The following is a 13,427-nucleotide window of genomic DNA, read 5'->3' as shown; positions in this document are numbered from 1 at the left end:
TGTGAGTAATATGGCTTACTTCGCCTGTGCGATGGCGCCGGTTTGCGTCATACGCTGTGCGAAGGCAAGGATGAGATCCCGCAGTTCCGGCTCGCGGACACGCTTGACCGCTTCGTCGCAGGAGACCCACTCGATGGAGCGCTCGCCCTTTTCCTTGAAGTTCTTGGCAAGCTCGCTAACTTCGAGCGCATAGACCTGTACGCGGCACGGCACCTGAATGCCGTCCTTCAGTACCTTGTCATAGCCAAAGCTGCCCAGAGCCTCGGTCTCCACCGTTCCGCGCACGCCGGCCTCTTCATAGGCCTCGCGCGCCGCCACCTCATGGGAGAGCTTGCCCGGCATCGGCCATCCCTTCGGAATGACCCATCGGCCGGTGTCGCGGCTGGTCAGCAGCAGCACCTCGAGATCTCCCGTTTTCTTCTTCACCCGATAACAGAGCGCGGCATACTGCTGTCGCGGCGGACGCCGAAACATGAGTTGCACATCATTTGCTATACGGCTGAGTATGGCCAATTGTCGGTTCACCTTTAAGGTTTGGAGTGCAGCGTCGATTCAATCATAACATTGTGTGGAAAAAAATTGCGTCCCATATGCGGCTGTATGGTATTTCCCCACAAATTTATTGAGTGGTGAGTAGATAAAAATGCGAGGGTTTGTCCCCTGATATTCGCCAGTGATTGTGCTGAAAGCGACAGTCAACAGCATTTTGATGCCGCAGATGGCGCAGTTGCTTCGAATCGCCTGCTATTGCCTTGGAAAGAAAGATAAAACCTTGCCATGTCCGACCGCGCTCCGCCCAAACGCCTGCCGCCACTGAACGCATTGCGCGCCTTTGATGCTGTCGCGCGTCGCGGCAGCATTCTGCAGGCAGCCGATGAACTTGGTGTCGTGCGCGGTGCCGTGAGGCAGCAATTGAACCTGCTCGAAGCCCATTTCGGCGTGACCCTGTTCGATCGAGAAGGCGGCCGGCTGGTGTTGACGGCGAAGGGCAGGGCGTTCGCCGATTCCATCGGTGTCGCCTTCGGCATTCTCGCCCGAGCTTCGGTCGAGCTGTCGGAGGGGAGTCGACGGACCATCCGGCTCGGCGTCCCCTCGGCTTTCGCCGTCTGGTGGCTGATGCCGCGCGCCGCCGATCTCCAGGCAGCCCTTGGTGACGTGGACATAGACATCGTACCGATGGCTACAGTCGAGCCTCTGGCCAGGCGCTCCGATCTGGAAGCGGTGATCATGGGCGGCGAATACAGGCCGACCCGCGATATCACGGCTATTCGCTTTATGGAGGATGAGTTCGGCCCCGTCGCTATGCCGGATGTCGCTGATCGTCTCGGCCTTAAGGCCGGCGTCGCGGCTCTGGCTGGCGCAACCGCCTTGGGTAGCCGTTCCGCACCAAGTCTCTGGAATGACTGGTTCGCGGAAAGTGGCCGCGCACCCGTCCGGTTTGCCGGCAGTCGTGAATTCGAGGATTTACTGCTGGCAATCGGCGCCGCCCGGTCCGGCCTTGGGGTTGCCATTGCACCCCGTACGGCCGTTGGTGATGATCTCGAACGCGGTACGCTGATTGCGCCCTACGGCTTCATTCGCCGGCCGGCCGGCTACAGTCTCAGCATCCGCAGCAGCGACACAAAGGATCCGGCACTTGTCCGGCTGGCCGATTGGTTGAGTAAGGCCGGAGCCGAGTGATCTCGGCGCGCTACCTGGCTTGATCACGACAATAGGCGAGTATGGCATATTTTCTGCCATGGGGCGCATTGCAATGTCCATCGACAGCCCGCCGCCCGTCATGCCAGATCGCCGCATCGAACCAGCCGCCAGGAGCGCATCATGGACCAGCCTTCTTCTCTGTCCCGCATCGATTGGGTTGCCGGAAGCTGCCGGTTGCTGGCCGCGACGGCCAAGGAATTTCTCGAGACGAAACCCTTTGCCGGCCTGACCATCGGCACTGGCATTCATCTGGAACCGAAGACGGTGGCGCTGCTGATGACGCTGCGCGCCGGCGGTGCAGGTCTGGTGTGCACCGGCAATCTCAACAGCACCCAGCCGGAAACTGTTGACTATCTCCGCGCCCAGGGCGTCACCGTCTTTGCCACGCAGACACGCGACGCTGGCGAACATGGTGCGAGCCTCGATGCGATCCTTGCCGAAAAGCCGGATCTGCTGCTCGACAATGGTGGCGATCTCTTCGTCCGCGCCGCCGAAAAGCCCTATGCCAATCTTCTTGGCGGCACGGAGGAGACGACGTCAGGCCGCACCCGGCTGTTGCCGATGCGCGACAAGCTCGCCATGCCGATCCTTGTCATCAACGACAGTCCGATCAAGCAATTCGCCGAGAACCGGCATGCTGTCGGACAGAGCCTGTTTGAGAGCTATCTGCGCTTCACCAACCGCTCCACCAATGGCAAACGCGTCACCGTCTTCGGTTATGGTGCCTGCGGCAAGGGCACGGCGGCATGCTTCCGCAATGCCTTTTCCGCCGTCAGCGTCGTCGACATCGATCCGGTGACGACGCTGGAGGCGCATCTCGACGGCTTCTCCACTCCGCTGCGCGAGGCGGCAATCCGTTCCGCCGATATCCTGATCACGGTCACCGGCTATCCCGATATCATCACCACGGCCGATCTGCCGTTGATCAAGGACGGCGCGATCCTGCTCAATGGCGGCCATTTCCCACTTGAGATCGATGTAGACGCGTTCCGCAATAGCCCTGATGTCGCTGGCATCGATCGTTACGCCGCCGAGCACATCGAGACCATCCGCATGCGCGACGGCCGTGTCTTCCACATCCTCGGCAGCGGCCACATGGCCAATCTTGCCGGTCCGCGCCCGCTCGGCAACAGCGTCGAATCCATGGATCTCGGCTTTACCTTGCAGGCGCGCTGCCTGGAGCGTGTCGCCAAGGGCGGCCTTGGCAAGGAAGCCTGCGTCATTCCCGTTCCCAAGGATATCGATGCCATGGTCGCCTCGGCCTATCTGGACCTGGCGCGATAGCAATCAGGCGGCTTCTATCGCTCCCAATAGGGCACGGGACCATAAAGTTCGGTCAGGAAGTCGATAAACACACGGACCTTCGCCGGCAGGAACTGCCGGCTCGGATAGACGGCTGAAAGGGTGACATTGTGCGACCCCTCATAGGCCGGCAGCACCTGAACGAGGCGACCGTCGCGCAGCTCGGGGCCGACGTCCCATGTGGAGCGCAGCGCGATGCCGAGGCCGGCGATCACGGCTTCGCGGATCACTTCGCTGGAATTTGTGATCAGCTTGCCTTCCGGCCGGAAGGTCAGGCTTCCGTTCGGGCCATCCAATCGCCAGGGATCATGATTGTGTGCCGGCAGGCAGGTATGGCGGCGCAGATCGTCGATATCCTTGGGCATGCCATTGATATCGATATAGGCGGGCGAAGCGCAAAGCACCCGGCGCACCGGCGCAAGGCGTCGCGCCACCAGGCTGGAATCGGTGAGTTCGGCAATGCGAATGGCAAGATCAAAGCCGCCGCCGACGATATCGACGAACTCGTCGCTCAGCACCAGATTGATCGCCAGCTCCGGATGAGCCTGCATGAAGGATATCAGGTGCGGGGCGATGTGCAGCCGGCCGAAGGAGGTGGGGGCGGAGATCTTCAATGTGCCCTGCATCTGCGCTGAGCGGCCGGCAATATAGGCCTCCGCCTCTTCCAGCCCGGCAAGGATGGCAAGCACCCGGTCATAGAAGCCCTGGCCGGCTTCGGTCAGCGAAATCTGCCGTGTCGTGCGCTGCAGCAGCCGCGTTCCGAGCCTGTCTTCGAGCCGCTTGATGCGCTTTGAAATGACGGCAGGCGAAAAGCCGAGCGCCCGGCCCGCAAGCGACATGCTGCCCGTAACGACGACGCTGGCGAAGATCTCAAGATCCCCTAAATTGGTCATGCGTGATTATTTCCCGTTTTGGAATAAATGCTTATCATTTGCGCCAATTTTGGGAAAGCGCTAAGCCTGTTATGCGTTAAAAGGAGGCTGCGCCTAAGGGCGGATGCAGGAGGAGGACGGCATGTCCGAGGCTATTTCATTTCTGGAGCCGCGAGCCGACGTTCTCGCCCGCCGCAGCGCCATCGTTGCCGATCTCGCCGATCTTCTCGCGCCCGAATGTCTCGTTCATGAGGCACGAGAGCTCGTGCCGTTCGAAACGGATGCCTTCGTCTCCTATCGCCGCGTGCCGCTGGCCGTTGCGCTGCCGCGTTCGACAGCCGAGGTAGCGGCCGTCATGAAATATTGCCATCGCTATGGCATTCCCGTCGTGCCGCGCGGCGCGGGCACCTCGCTCTCCGGCGGCGCCATTCCGCAGGAAGATGCCGTCGTCCTCGGCCTTTCCAAGATGAACCGGATCCTCGACATCGATTTCGCCAATCGCACGGCGACAGTCCAGGCCGGCGTCACCAACCTGCATGTTTCCGAGAGCGTTTCGGCCGACGGCTTCTTTTACGCGCCCGATCCCAGCTCACAGCTCGCCTGCACCATTGGCGGCAATATCGGCATGAATTCTGGCGGCGCCCACTGTCTGAAATATGGCGTCACGACCAACAATCTGCTCGGCGTCAGACTGGTGCTGACCGACGGCACCGTCATCGATCTCGGCGGCAAGGCCCTGGATGCGGCGGGTTATGATCTGCTCGGCCTCGTTTGCGGCTCCGAAGGCCAGCTCGGTATCGTCACCGAGGCGACGGTGCGGTTGATCGCCAAGCCGGAAGGTGCGCGACCGGTGCTGTTCGGCTTCGACACCTCGGAAGAGGCAGGCGCCTGCGTGGCCGATGTCATCGCGGCCGGCATCATCCCGGTCGCCATCGAATTCATGGACAAGCAGGCGATCGAGATCTGCGAGGCCTTTGCCCATGCCGGATATCCGCTCGATGTCGGGGCGTTGCTGATCGTCGAAGTCGAGGGCTCGGAAGCCGAAATGGACGATATGCTGAAAAGCATCGTCGACATTGCCCGCAGCCATAACGTCAAGACCGTGCGGGAGTGCCAGTCGGCGACGGAGGCGGCGCTGATCTGGAAGGGCCGCAAATCCGCCTTCGGCGCCACCGGACGCATTGCCGACTATATCTGCATGGACGGCACGGTGCCGCTGAGCCAGCTCTCCTATGTCCTGCAGAAGACCACCGAGATCGTCGATCGCTACGGCCTGCGTGTCGCGAATGTCTTCCATGCCGGCGATGGCAACATGCACCCATTGATCCTGTTCGATGCCAATGACCCAGAGGAGGCTGCCAAGGCCGAGGCAGCCGGCAACGATATTCTGCGGCTCTGCGTCGACGCCGGCGGTTGCCTCACCGGCGAACACGGCGTCGGCATCGAGAAGCGCGATCTGATGCGGCATCAATATGCTGAGGTCGATCTCGCCCAGATGATGTCGGTCCGCGCGGCTTTCGACCCAGGCTGGATCCTCAACCCTTCCAAGGTCTTCCCGCTGGACGGACGCAACGCGGCATGAGCGAATTCTATCCGAAAACGGAGGAGGACGCAGCCTCCATCATCAGCGACCACGCGGCGCGCGGCGCAGCGCTGGCCATTGTCGGCGGCAATACCCGCTCCGGCTTCGGCAATGCAGTTGCGGCCGAAGCGACATTGTCTTCGCGCAGCCTTGCCGGCATCGTCGCCTACAATCCGGGTGAGATGGTGATGACCGCGCGGGCGGGTACGCCGGTTGCCGAGATCGAGGCTGCTTTGGCCAATGCTGGCCAGATGATGGCCTTCGAGCCGATGGATCATCGGCCGCTGATGACGACCGAGGGCGAACCAACGATCGGCGGCGTTTTCGCGGCCAATATATCCGGCCCGCGCCGCTTCGTCAGCGGTGCCGCGCGCGACAGCCTGCTCGGCATCCGCTTCGTCAATGGCAAGGGTGAGATCGTCAAGGCCGGCGGCCGGGTGATGAAGAACGTCACCGGCCTAGATCTCGTCAAGCTGATGGCCGGCTCGCACGGCACGCTTGGCCTCTTGACCGAGGTGACCTTCCGCGTGCCGCCGCGACCGAAGACGGAGGAGACCATCGTCGTTTCCGGCCTCAACGATGCGGAAGCCGCAGAAGCCATGGCGGCCGTCATGGCCATGCCGCTCGATGTCTCGGGTGCCGCACACCTGCCGTTGACCGTCAGCTGGAATTTTATCGACGGCAAATTGCCGAGGGCCGAAGCGACCGCTCTGCGCATCGAAGGCTTGCCGGGATCGGTTTCGGTCAGGGCCGAGAAGCTGGCCGCTGCCCTGCTGCACCACCTGGGCCCGGTCACACGGCTCGCCGAAGCGGAAAGCCGCAGGCTTTGGCGGGAGATCCGCGATGTGAAGCCCTATGCTGACAGTACGACGCGGCCCGTCTGGCGCGTCTCGGTCGCGCCCGGCACCGGCCACAAGCTCGTCGCCGCCCTTCGCCTCGAAGCGGGTGTCGATGCCTATTATGATTGGCAGGGTGGTCTTGTCTGGATGCGGATGGAAGCCGAGCCGGAAGGTGATGTGCTGCGCCGCTACATTCACGCACTCGGCGGCGGCCATGCGACGCTGCTGCGCGCGACGCCGGCCCATCGCGCGATGACACCGGCCTTTCAACCGCAGCCGGAAGCCGTGGCGCTGCTTTCGGCACGCGTGAAGGAAAAATTCGATCCGGCAGGGATTCTCAATCCGGGGAAGATCGCGTGATGGGGGAGCCTGCCTGATGCAAACCAACTTCACGCCCGAACAGTTGACCGATCCGCATGTGGCCGAGTCTGAGGCTATCCTACGCAAATGCGTGCATTGCGGCTTCTGCACCGCCACCTGTCCCACCTATGTGACGCTCGGCAACGAGCTCGATAGTCCGCGCGGCCGCATCTATCTCATAAAGGATATGCTGGAGAACGGCCGGCCCGCCGATGCCGAGGTGACGACGCATATAGACCGCTGTCTGTCCTGCCTCGCCTGCACCACGACCTGTCCTTCAGGCGTCGACTACATGCATCTGATCGACCACGCCCGCGCCCATATCGAGAATACCTACAAGCGCCCGCTGATGGATCGATTGATCCGCAATGTGCTGGCCGCCGTCCTGCCTTATCCCGGCCGTTTCCGACTGGCCCTACAACTCGCGCGTCTCGGGCGGCCGCTGAAGGCTGCATTTAGGCGCGTGCCAGCGCTGAAGCCCTTTGCGGCGATGCTCGATCTTGCACCCCGCAGCATTCCCGCGCGTCCCTCTTTGCAAAGCCCGGCCGGCACGCGGCGCAGGCGGAGCAGCGCGGGCGTGTCGCGATCCTGACGGGCTGCGCCCAGCCGGTGCTCGATCCGGGGATCAACGAGGCGACTATCCGCCTGCTGACGCGTCTTGGTGTCGAAGTGGTTGCGCCGCAAGGCGAGGTCTGTTGCGGCTCGCTGGTGCATCACATGGGGCGGGAAGAGCAGGCTCTTGCAGCCGCTCGTGCCAATGTCGATGTGTGGATGCGCGAGATCGAGGCAGGCGGCCTTGATGCGATCATCATCACCGCATCCGGCTGCGGCACGACGATCAAGGACTACGGGCATATGCTGCGTCTCGATCCCGCCTATGCCGAAAAGGCTGCCAGGGTTTCGGCGCTCGCCAAGGACATCACCGAATATCTGGGGAGCTTCGATCTTCCCTCGCACATGCCGCGCGGCATCACGGTCGCCTATCACTCTGCCTGCTCCATGCAGCATGGCCAGAAGATCACCATGGCGCCAAAACTCCTGCTGAAAACTGCGGGCTTTACGGTTCGCGATCCGGCGGAAGGCCATCTCTGCTGCGGCTCGGCCGGCACCTACAATATCATGCAGCCGGAGATCTCGGCCGAGCTGAAGGCGCGCAAGGTGAGGACCCTCGAAGCGACGAAGGCCGATGTCATCGCGACAGGCAATATCGGCTGCATCACGCAGATCGCGACGGGAACGGGCATTCCCATTCTGCATACTGTCGAATTGCTGGATTGGGCCTATGGCGGTGACATGCCGGCCAAGCTCAAAGGGCTGGAGCCGGCGGCAGCGCTAATGTAATTTTTCGGGCTCTCCCGAACGGTGCGCCTGCCATTCGCTCTCGAATTTCTCGGCAGCGATGCGTGTCATGCTGATGCGCTCCTGCCCCTCCTCGAAGAAGAGGCCGTCCACCAGGCCCGCGATGCCGTCGTAGAACGAGCCTTCGACGAGGCTGGTGATGCGCCGCTTGTTAAACCCCAGCAAGGCAACATCGACAACCGCCATGCATTGCCGGCGGCCATCGGCAAAGACATCGATAAGCCGCGGAACGTCGCCGGCGGTATCGACCTCGTAGTAGACGACGACCGGTTCCTCGCTCTCCGGATGGATCCAGTCACACTGATAATAGGAAAAGCTCATGCGCAATTTTATAGCACATGATCCCCTCCGCCTGAACTGGCTTGAGGGGATCGATTGCGCCTGTCAGGGCAATATTTTTAGAAGTTGAAGGAGACGCCGAAGTTGAGGGCATGGGTGAAGACCCGGGTCTTCAGCGTGTCGCCGCTGTCGATCGAGACATCGTTCACGAAGTTGTAGTTGCCCTTATATTCGACGAAGGTCGACCAGTGCTTAGCGAACTGGTAGCTGACGCCGGCCTGTGCCTGCAGCGACGGGCCGCCGAACTGATAATCGAAGGTGGTGCCCGATGCGCGCGTGACTTCGACATGCGGCACGTTGATGCCGGCGCCGAGGCCCACATAGGGCGTCCAGTTGCGGCCCGGGTCCTGAAAGCGATAGAGCGCGTTGAGCGTCAGCATGTTCAGGCCGTCGGTGAACTCGAAATGCGACCAGCCTGGCGTGTTGCCGAGATCGCCGTAGACTTTCGCATGGGTATAATCGAGCGACACGCCCCAGTTCGGCTTGTCGAACTGGTCAAGCCACCAGATGCCGCGGAAGCCGAAATAGGGAGGCATCTTGAAGGATTTGCCCGACCAGTTCGGGTCGAAATTGGCGCCATCCGAGGTGGTTACATTGCCGCCGGTTGCGCCCTGGACGCCGCCATAGGCTGAAAACTGCATTTCCGCCGAGGCTGCGCTGGCGGCAAGTACGAATGCTGACGTGACAATCGCGGCCAAGGCCGGCTGCCTGATACGAAATACGCGATGCATGTGGAATCCCCCGATGCCAAACTGCCGCCATCTAAGCGCGCTTCCATGACACTTCTATTGCGGTCACTGGTCGCCAGAGGTCGGTTAGGCGGGAGAACTGACATTCAACTGAATGCAAACGGCCATTTTCGGACAGACCAGCACAAGAAGTTTCAAGCTGTAACAACGGTGCAACAGTGCACGTCGCCAGCCAGCCAGTTGGTCGGGGCGGTAAGGCAACGAAAGCGCCTCAATGAGCCGGCTGTGCCGAATCATGGGTTCGAGGCGCTTTTTGATCGTCGAATTCGATCGGGATTGGCGGATCAGTCTGCCGTCAGCCGCCGAACAAGGTTCTCAGCACATCGACACCGCGATCCTGATAGCTGACCTCGCCCTGCTTGTTGCCGGGACCGACGACGATGACCTTGGTGCCGATCGGAACCCGATCGTAGAGATCCGTGACATCCTTGTTCATCATGCGGATGCAGCCGGAAGACATGTTAAGGCCGATGCTCCAGGGCTGGTTGGTGCCGTGGATGCGGAAGGCCGTGTCATTGCCGTTGCGATAGAGATACATGGCGCGCGCACCGAGCGGATTATCCTCTCCGCCTTCCTGATAGGCCGGCAGCTTGTGGCCCTTCTTGGCCTCGCGGATGCGCATTTCCGGCGGCGGCGTCCAGCCAGGCCATTCTGCCTTGCGGCCGACCTTGACCACGCCGGACCATCCAAAGCCCTCGCGGCCGACGCCGATGCCATAGCGTCTCGCGCGGTTATTGCCTTCGACGAGATAGAGATACTTGTTGTTGGTATCGATGATGACGGTGCCCGGCGCCTCGCTGGTCGCCAGCCTGACCAGCCGCCGCTGGAACTGCGGCTTGACCTGGCCTTGCGGCTCCATCGCGACCCGGATCACATCGCTGCGCGTGGCCGGCGCTGTGGAGGGCGCGGAAGCGGTAAAGGCAGCGGCGTTCGAGGCCGCAAGAAGACACGCCGCTGCGACGCCTGTCGCCACGACCGATAGTACTGTTTTCATATGACATTCCCCTCGCTCATTTCAGGGGGAAATTACCGGAACCTGCGAGGGGATCAAGATCAAACTGGCCGCCGCAAAGACCGACCCAGAAATGTGCCCCTCTCTTCTATCGGAGAGCGGGCTATAGTCGCGACAATGGTGCGGACGAAGAGGGGATTGGCGCGGCGCGGTCTGAGGTCGTAATCGCCCATGCCCGCCGCACCTTTTTCGGTTTGCGTGCCGATCACATCACGATGACGCGGGTGCCGACCTTCACGCGGTTATAGAGATCGGTGACGTCTTCGTTGCGCAGGCGGATGCAGCCTGAGGAGACGGCGCTGCCGATCGTCCAGGGCGCATTGGTGCCGTGGATGCGGTAGAGGGTGGAGCCGAGATACATGGCGCGCGCGCCGAGCGGATTGGCTTCGCCGCCTTCCATGTGTGCCGGCAGATAGTGTCCCTTTGCCGCTTCGCGTGCCACCATTTCGGATGGCGGTGTCCAATCCGGCCATTCCTGCTTGCGGGTGACGGTATGGGCGCCTGCCCATTCGAAGCCGGGCTTGCCAACGCCGACGCCATAGCGCCGCGCCTTGCCGCCGTCCATCACCAGGTAGAGGAAGCGGTTGTTGGTATCGATAACGATGCTGCCGGGCTTTTCCTTGGTCTGGTAGTCGACGATCTGCGGCAGGAATTGCGGGTCGATCTGGCCGCGGATTGCCGGATATTGTGGACGCACCATGGCGACTTGCTGGACGGGGCGCGAGAACAGCCCACGCGGCTGCACGACCTGACGAACCTGCGGGTTGGCCTGCTGCTCGACTGCCGGATTGGCGACGCGCCGTCCACCCGGGCGAACGGGATAGACGACCGGCTGCACATTGCCGCCGCCGAGCTGCATGACCCAGGGAGCAGTCAGATCGGGGCTGACGATAACGGGCGGGCGCGTCTGGTAGCGGTCGTCGGCGAAGGCGGTTGAGGCGAGCAGGCTCAAGGCGCCGGCGGCGCATAGAATGGCGTGTTTCATCATCGGACAAACTCTCTACACATGGGCCGAAGATGGGCGCGACAGCGCCCGTTCACGACCATGGTGCCACTTGGGCGCGAGCGAATGGTAAACATCTGTTCATCAAAATGCCGGGAAGCCGATAAACCTTTGTCAGGGTTACCGCCTGGTTTGGAAAGATGGTTTGCAAGTGGTAAATCATGAATCGGAATGCGCGATCGTCCGAATGCGCCTACGATTTTAAATGTTTGATGGATCTGGTTTTATCCGATAATTGCTTACCAGCTTCCAGTGGTATGCGCTGAAATGGGAGACGAATCGCAAAAATGGCCGAAACGGGCATCATCACCGGTGAGGATGGCAAGGACCGCTGCTTCTGGCACGGCAATCTCCCGGAATATCAGCGCTATCACGATGAGGAATGGGGTCGTCCCGTTGTCAGCGATATCAGGCTGTTCGAAAAGATCTGCCTGGAGGGTTTCCAATCTGGTCTGTCGTGGCTGACCATCCTGCGCAAGCGCGAGAATTTCCGCGCGGCCTTCGCCGGTTTCGATTTCGAGAAGGTCGCCAAATTCGACGAGGCGGATATCGAGCGTTGCGTCGCCGATGCCGGCATTATTCGCCATCGCGGCAAGATCGTTTCCACCATCAACAATGCCCGCCGCGCCATCGAGCTGCGTTCGGAATTCGGATCGCTCGCCCGCTATTTCTGGAGCCAGGAGCCGACCGCTGCCGAGCGCCCGGAGATCTTCGATCTTGCGCATCTGCGTGCCAACCCGACGTCGCCGGCCTCCGTGCGCATTTCGAAGGATCTGAAGAAGCGCGGCTGGACATTCGTCGGCCCGACGACGGTCTATGCCTTCATGCAGGCCATGGGTCTCGTCAACGATCACATAGAGGGTTGCTTCTGCCGCAAGGAAGTCGAGGCGCTGCGTTGCGCATTGGTGCGGCCATGAGAGTTCTCGGTATCTCGCTGATTGTCCTGACGCTTCTTGGCGGCAGGGCCGTCTATGCGCAGGATGCTCAACCGCAATTGCAGATGCCGGAACTCGACCGGGGAGAGAAGGTCGAGAAGATCGCTCTGCCGGCGGTGCTGGAGAAGCTGACGGGCTGGACGAAGTTTGGCAAGGGCAAGGTTTACATGCTGCCGCTGAAGAAGGGCCAGCATGTGCGGATCACCTTCAGCTCGAAGAGCAAATATACCTATATGGCGATCTTCGATCTGTCCTCGAACGACGATGAATCCTTCTTCGGCACGGACGAGGACGGCAACACCGCCGATGTCACGGTCAACGAAGACACGACCTGGCTGATCAAGCCCTATTACTCCCGCGTCACCCGCCGTCGCGGGCTCGGCGCTCCCTATGAGATCCTCATCGATCCCAATCCGCCGGCCGCACAGCAGGTGCCTGCCGATCAGCAGAAGGATCAGGGACCGATGCTTTTCCCGCCGCGCTCCAAGCAGGGGCAGTAAAGCTTAAAACAGGCTTTCGATGACCGCCGCCAATTCCCCGAGATGCCCGATCTTGCGGAAGCGCGGGGCTTCCGTTGGTTCCTCGACATGCTCGTAGGACCAGGTGAGCTCGTGCGGCACGAAGACGCCGTAGCTGCCGGCGGCAAGCGCCGGCACGATGTCCGACTTCAGCGAATTGCCGATCATCATCGCCCGCTCAGGCCCGTCGCCCACCTTGGAAAAGATACGGCGATAGGTCGACGCGTTCTTGTCGGAGACGATCTCGACCGCATCGAAAAGGTCGCCGAGACCGGATTGGGCAAGCTTGCGCTCCTGATCGAAAAGATCGCCCTTGGTGATCAGCACCAGCAGATAGGTGCCGGACAGCGCTGTCAGCGTCTCGCGGACATGCGGCATTGTCTCGACGGGATGGGCCAGGAGGTCGCGGCCGATGTCGAGGATCTGGGCGATCACGGTCGCCGGCACTTCGCCCTCGGTAATCTCGATGGCCGTCTCGATCATCGAGAGCGTGAAGCCTTTGATGCCGAAGCCGTAATGGCGCAGGTTGCGTTTTTCCGCCTCCAGCAGGCGCGCCGAAATACGGTTGCTATCGGCGTGGTCGGCCAGCAGATCGGTGAACTGCACTTCCGTGAGCCGGTAAAACTGTTCGTTCTGCCAGAGCGTGTCGTCGGCATCGAAACCGATCGTTGTCAGCGGGCGTTGCGTCATCGGTATGTCCGTTCTGCGTATGGGATGAATGCTGGAATCTATCCTGTGCCGGATCGGAAGCAAGAGCGAGTGCCTGGTAACCGCATCGTGATCGGTCGAAGGTCTCGCGTTGAAATCGGATTCCGGTGCATTATGTCGATGCTGTCTCGATCGCAACGGCGCAGCG

General features: G+C 61.5%; 13 protein-coding genes and 1 pseudogene. 7 read left to right on the top strand and 7 right to left on the bottom strand.

What is annotated here, in order from left to right; all coding sequences use genetic code 11:
• Nucleotides 1-15 precede the first annotated feature (15 nt).
• The gene (locus BSK43_RS05770) at nt 16-513 is read right to left on the bottom strand and encodes an NUDIX hydrolase (RefSeq protein WP_136686767.1); all 498 of its coding nucleotides are present in this window, start codon (nt 511-513) and stop codon (nt 16-18) included.
• Between the two features lie 264 nt (nt 514-777).
• On the opposite strand from BSK43_RS05770, the gene BSK43_RS05765 reads away from it, so the two are divergent.
• Together BSK43_RS05765 and BSK43_RS05760 are read left to right on the top strand one after the other, a co-directional pair.
• A complete protein-coding gene (locus BSK43_RS05765) occupies nt 778-1,680 on the top strand; it encodes a LysR substrate-binding domain-containing protein (protein ID WP_136686765.1) in 903 nt (300 codons plus the stop codon).
• Between the two features lie 141 nt (nt 1,681-1,821).
• A complete protein-coding gene (locus tag BSK43_RS05760; RefSeq protein WP_077471387.1) occupies nt 1,822-2,985 on the top strand; it encodes an adenosylhomocysteinase in 1,164 nt (387 codons plus the stop codon).
• Between the two features lie 14 nt (nt 2,986-2,999).
• Here the strand turns inward: BSK43_RS05760 and BSK43_RS05755 are convergent, their stop codons facing one another.
• On the bottom strand, nt 3,000-3,896 hold the full coding sequence (locus BSK43_RS05755) for a LysR family transcriptional regulator (protein ID WP_077471388.1): 897 nt from the start codon (nt 3,894-3,896) through the stop codon (nt 3,000-3,002).
• 121 nt (nt 3,897-4,017) lie between these two features.
• On the opposite strand from BSK43_RS05755, the gene BSK43_RS05750 reads away from it, so the two are divergent.
• From BSK43_RS05750 to glcF, 3 genes and pseudogenes are all read left to right on the top strand, one after another.
• On the top strand, nt 4,018-5,457 hold the full coding sequence (locus tag BSK43_RS05750; protein WP_077471451.1) for an FAD-linked oxidase C-terminal domain-containing protein: 1,440 nt from the start codon (nt 4,018-4,020) through the stop codon (nt 5,455-5,457).
• Nucleotides 5,454-6,656 carry a glycolate oxidase subunit GlcE gene (glcE, locus tag BSK43_RS05745; RefSeq protein WP_077471389.1) on the top strand — a complete coding sequence of 401 codons (1,203 nt, stop codon included), beginning with the start codon at nt 5,454-5,456 and terminating at the stop codon, nt 6,654-6,656. Before BSK43_RS05750 ends, glcE begins: the two co-directional genes overlap by 4 nt.
• 16 nt (nt 6,657-6,672) lie before the next feature.
• A pseudogene (gene glcF / locus BSK43_RS05740) lies at nt 6,673-7,997 on the top strand (glycolate oxidase subunit GlcF).
• Here glcF and BSK43_RS05735 read toward each other — a convergent pair.
• The 4 genes from BSK43_RS05735 to BSK43_RS05720 form a co-directional block, all read right to left on the bottom strand.
• A complete protein-coding gene (locus tag BSK43_RS05735; RefSeq protein ID WP_077471390.1) occupies nt 7,989-8,336 on the bottom strand; it encodes a hypothetical protein in 348 nt (115 codons plus the stop codon). The pseudogene glcF and the gene BSK43_RS05735 sit on opposite strands and share 9 nt — an antisense overlap.
• A 77-nt stretch (nt 8,337-8,413) precedes the next feature.
• Complete coding sequence (locus BSK43_RS05730) at nt 8,414-9,085, bottom strand: porin family protein (RefSeq protein ID WP_077471391.1); 672 nt, start codon at nt 9,083-9,085, stop codon at nt 8,414-8,416.
• Nucleotides 9,086-9,398: 313 nt separating this feature from the next.
• Nucleotides 9,399-10,097 (bottom strand): L,D-transpeptidase, encoded by a 699-nt coding sequence (locus BSK43_RS05725; RefSeq protein WP_077471392.1) that lies wholly within the window; start codon nt 10,095-10,097, stop codon nt 9,399-9,401.
• Between the two features lie 223 nt (nt 10,098-10,320).
• The gene (locus tag BSK43_RS05720; protein ID WP_077471393.1) at nt 10,321-11,103 is read right to left on the bottom strand and encodes a L,D-transpeptidase; all 783 of its coding nucleotides are present in this window, start codon (nt 11,101-11,103) and stop codon (nt 10,321-10,323) included.
• 302 nt (nt 11,104-11,405) lie between these two features.
• On the opposite strand from BSK43_RS05720, the gene BSK43_RS05715 reads away from it, so the two are divergent.
• Together BSK43_RS05715 and BSK43_RS05710 are read left to right on the top strand one after the other, a co-directional pair.
• On the top strand, nt 11,406-12,035 hold the full coding sequence (locus BSK43_RS05715; protein WP_068396867.1) for a DNA-3-methyladenine glycosylase I: 630 nt from the start codon (nt 11,406-11,408) through the stop codon (nt 12,033-12,035).
• Complete coding sequence (locus tag BSK43_RS05710; RefSeq protein WP_077471394.1) at nt 12,032-12,553, top strand: hypothetical protein; 522 nt, start codon at nt 12,032-12,034, stop codon at nt 12,551-12,553. Before BSK43_RS05715 ends, BSK43_RS05710 begins: the two co-directional genes overlap by 4 nt.
• A 3-nt stretch (nt 12,554-12,556) precedes the next feature.
• Here the strand turns inward: BSK43_RS05710 and BSK43_RS05705 are convergent, their stop codons facing one another.
• Nucleotides 12,557-13,261, bottom strand: coding sequence for an HAD family hydrolase (locus BSK43_RS05705; protein WP_077471395.1), 705 nt, complete (start codon nt 13,259-13,261; stop codon nt 12,557-12,559).
• Between the last annotated feature and the right edge of the window lie 166 nt (nt 13,262-13,427).

This window comes from Rhizobium sp. P44RR-XXIV (assembly GCF_001999485.2).
Taxonomy (GTDB): domain Bacteria; phylum Pseudomonadota; class Alphaproteobacteria; order Rhizobiales; family Rhizobiaceae; genus Rhizobium.
The sequence above is the reverse complement of the archived record's forward strand: the minus strand, read 5'-3'. Positions and strand labels throughout refer to the sequence as shown.

Coding starts and splice junctions, on each gene's coding strand:
- BSK43_RS05735 (WP_077471390.1), bottom strand. CDS start 8,336: ATGAGCTTTTCCTATTATCAGTGTGACTGGATCCATCCGGAGAGCGAG.
- BSK43_RS05720 (WP_077471393.1), bottom strand. CDS start 11,103: ATGATGAAACACGCCATTCTATGCGCCGCCGGCGCCTTGAGCCTGCTC.
- BSK43_RS05765 (WP_136686765.1), top strand. CDS start 778: ATGTCCGACCGCGCTCCGCCCAAACGCCTGCCGCCACTGAACGCATTG.
- BSK43_RS05755 (WP_077471388.1), bottom strand. CDS start 3,896: ATGACCAATTTAGGGGATCTTGAGATCTTCGCCAGCGTCGTCGTTACG.
- BSK43_RS05715 (WP_068396867.1), top strand. CDS start 11,406: ATGGCCGAAACGGGCATCATCACCGGTGAGGATGGCAAGGACCGCTGC.
- BSK43_RS05760 (WP_077471387.1), top strand. CDS start 1,822: ATGGACCAGCCTTCTTCTCTGTCCCGCATCGATTGGGTTGCCGGAAGC.
- BSK43_RS05730 (WP_077471391.1), bottom strand. CDS start 9,085: ATGCATCGCGTATTTCGTATCAGGCAGCCGGCCTTGGCCGCGATTGTC.
- BSK43_RS05725 (WP_077471392.1), bottom strand. CDS start 10,097: ATGAAAACAGTACTATCGGTCGTGGCGACAGGCGTCGCAGCGGCGTGT.
- BSK43_RS05705 (WP_077471395.1), bottom strand. CDS start 13,261: ATGACGCAACGCCCGCTGACAACGATCGGTTTCGATGCCGACGACACG.
- BSK43_RS05710 (WP_077471394.1), top strand. CDS start 12,032: ATGAGAGTTCTCGGTATCTCGCTGATTGTCCTGACGCTTCTTGGCGGC.
- glcE (WP_077471389.1), top strand. CDS start 5,454: ATGAGCGAATTCTATCCGAAAACGGAGGAGGACGCAGCCTCCATCATC.
- BSK43_RS05750 (WP_077471451.1), top strand. CDS start 4,018: ATGTCCGAGGCTATTTCATTTCTGGAGCCGCGAGCCGACGTTCTCGCC.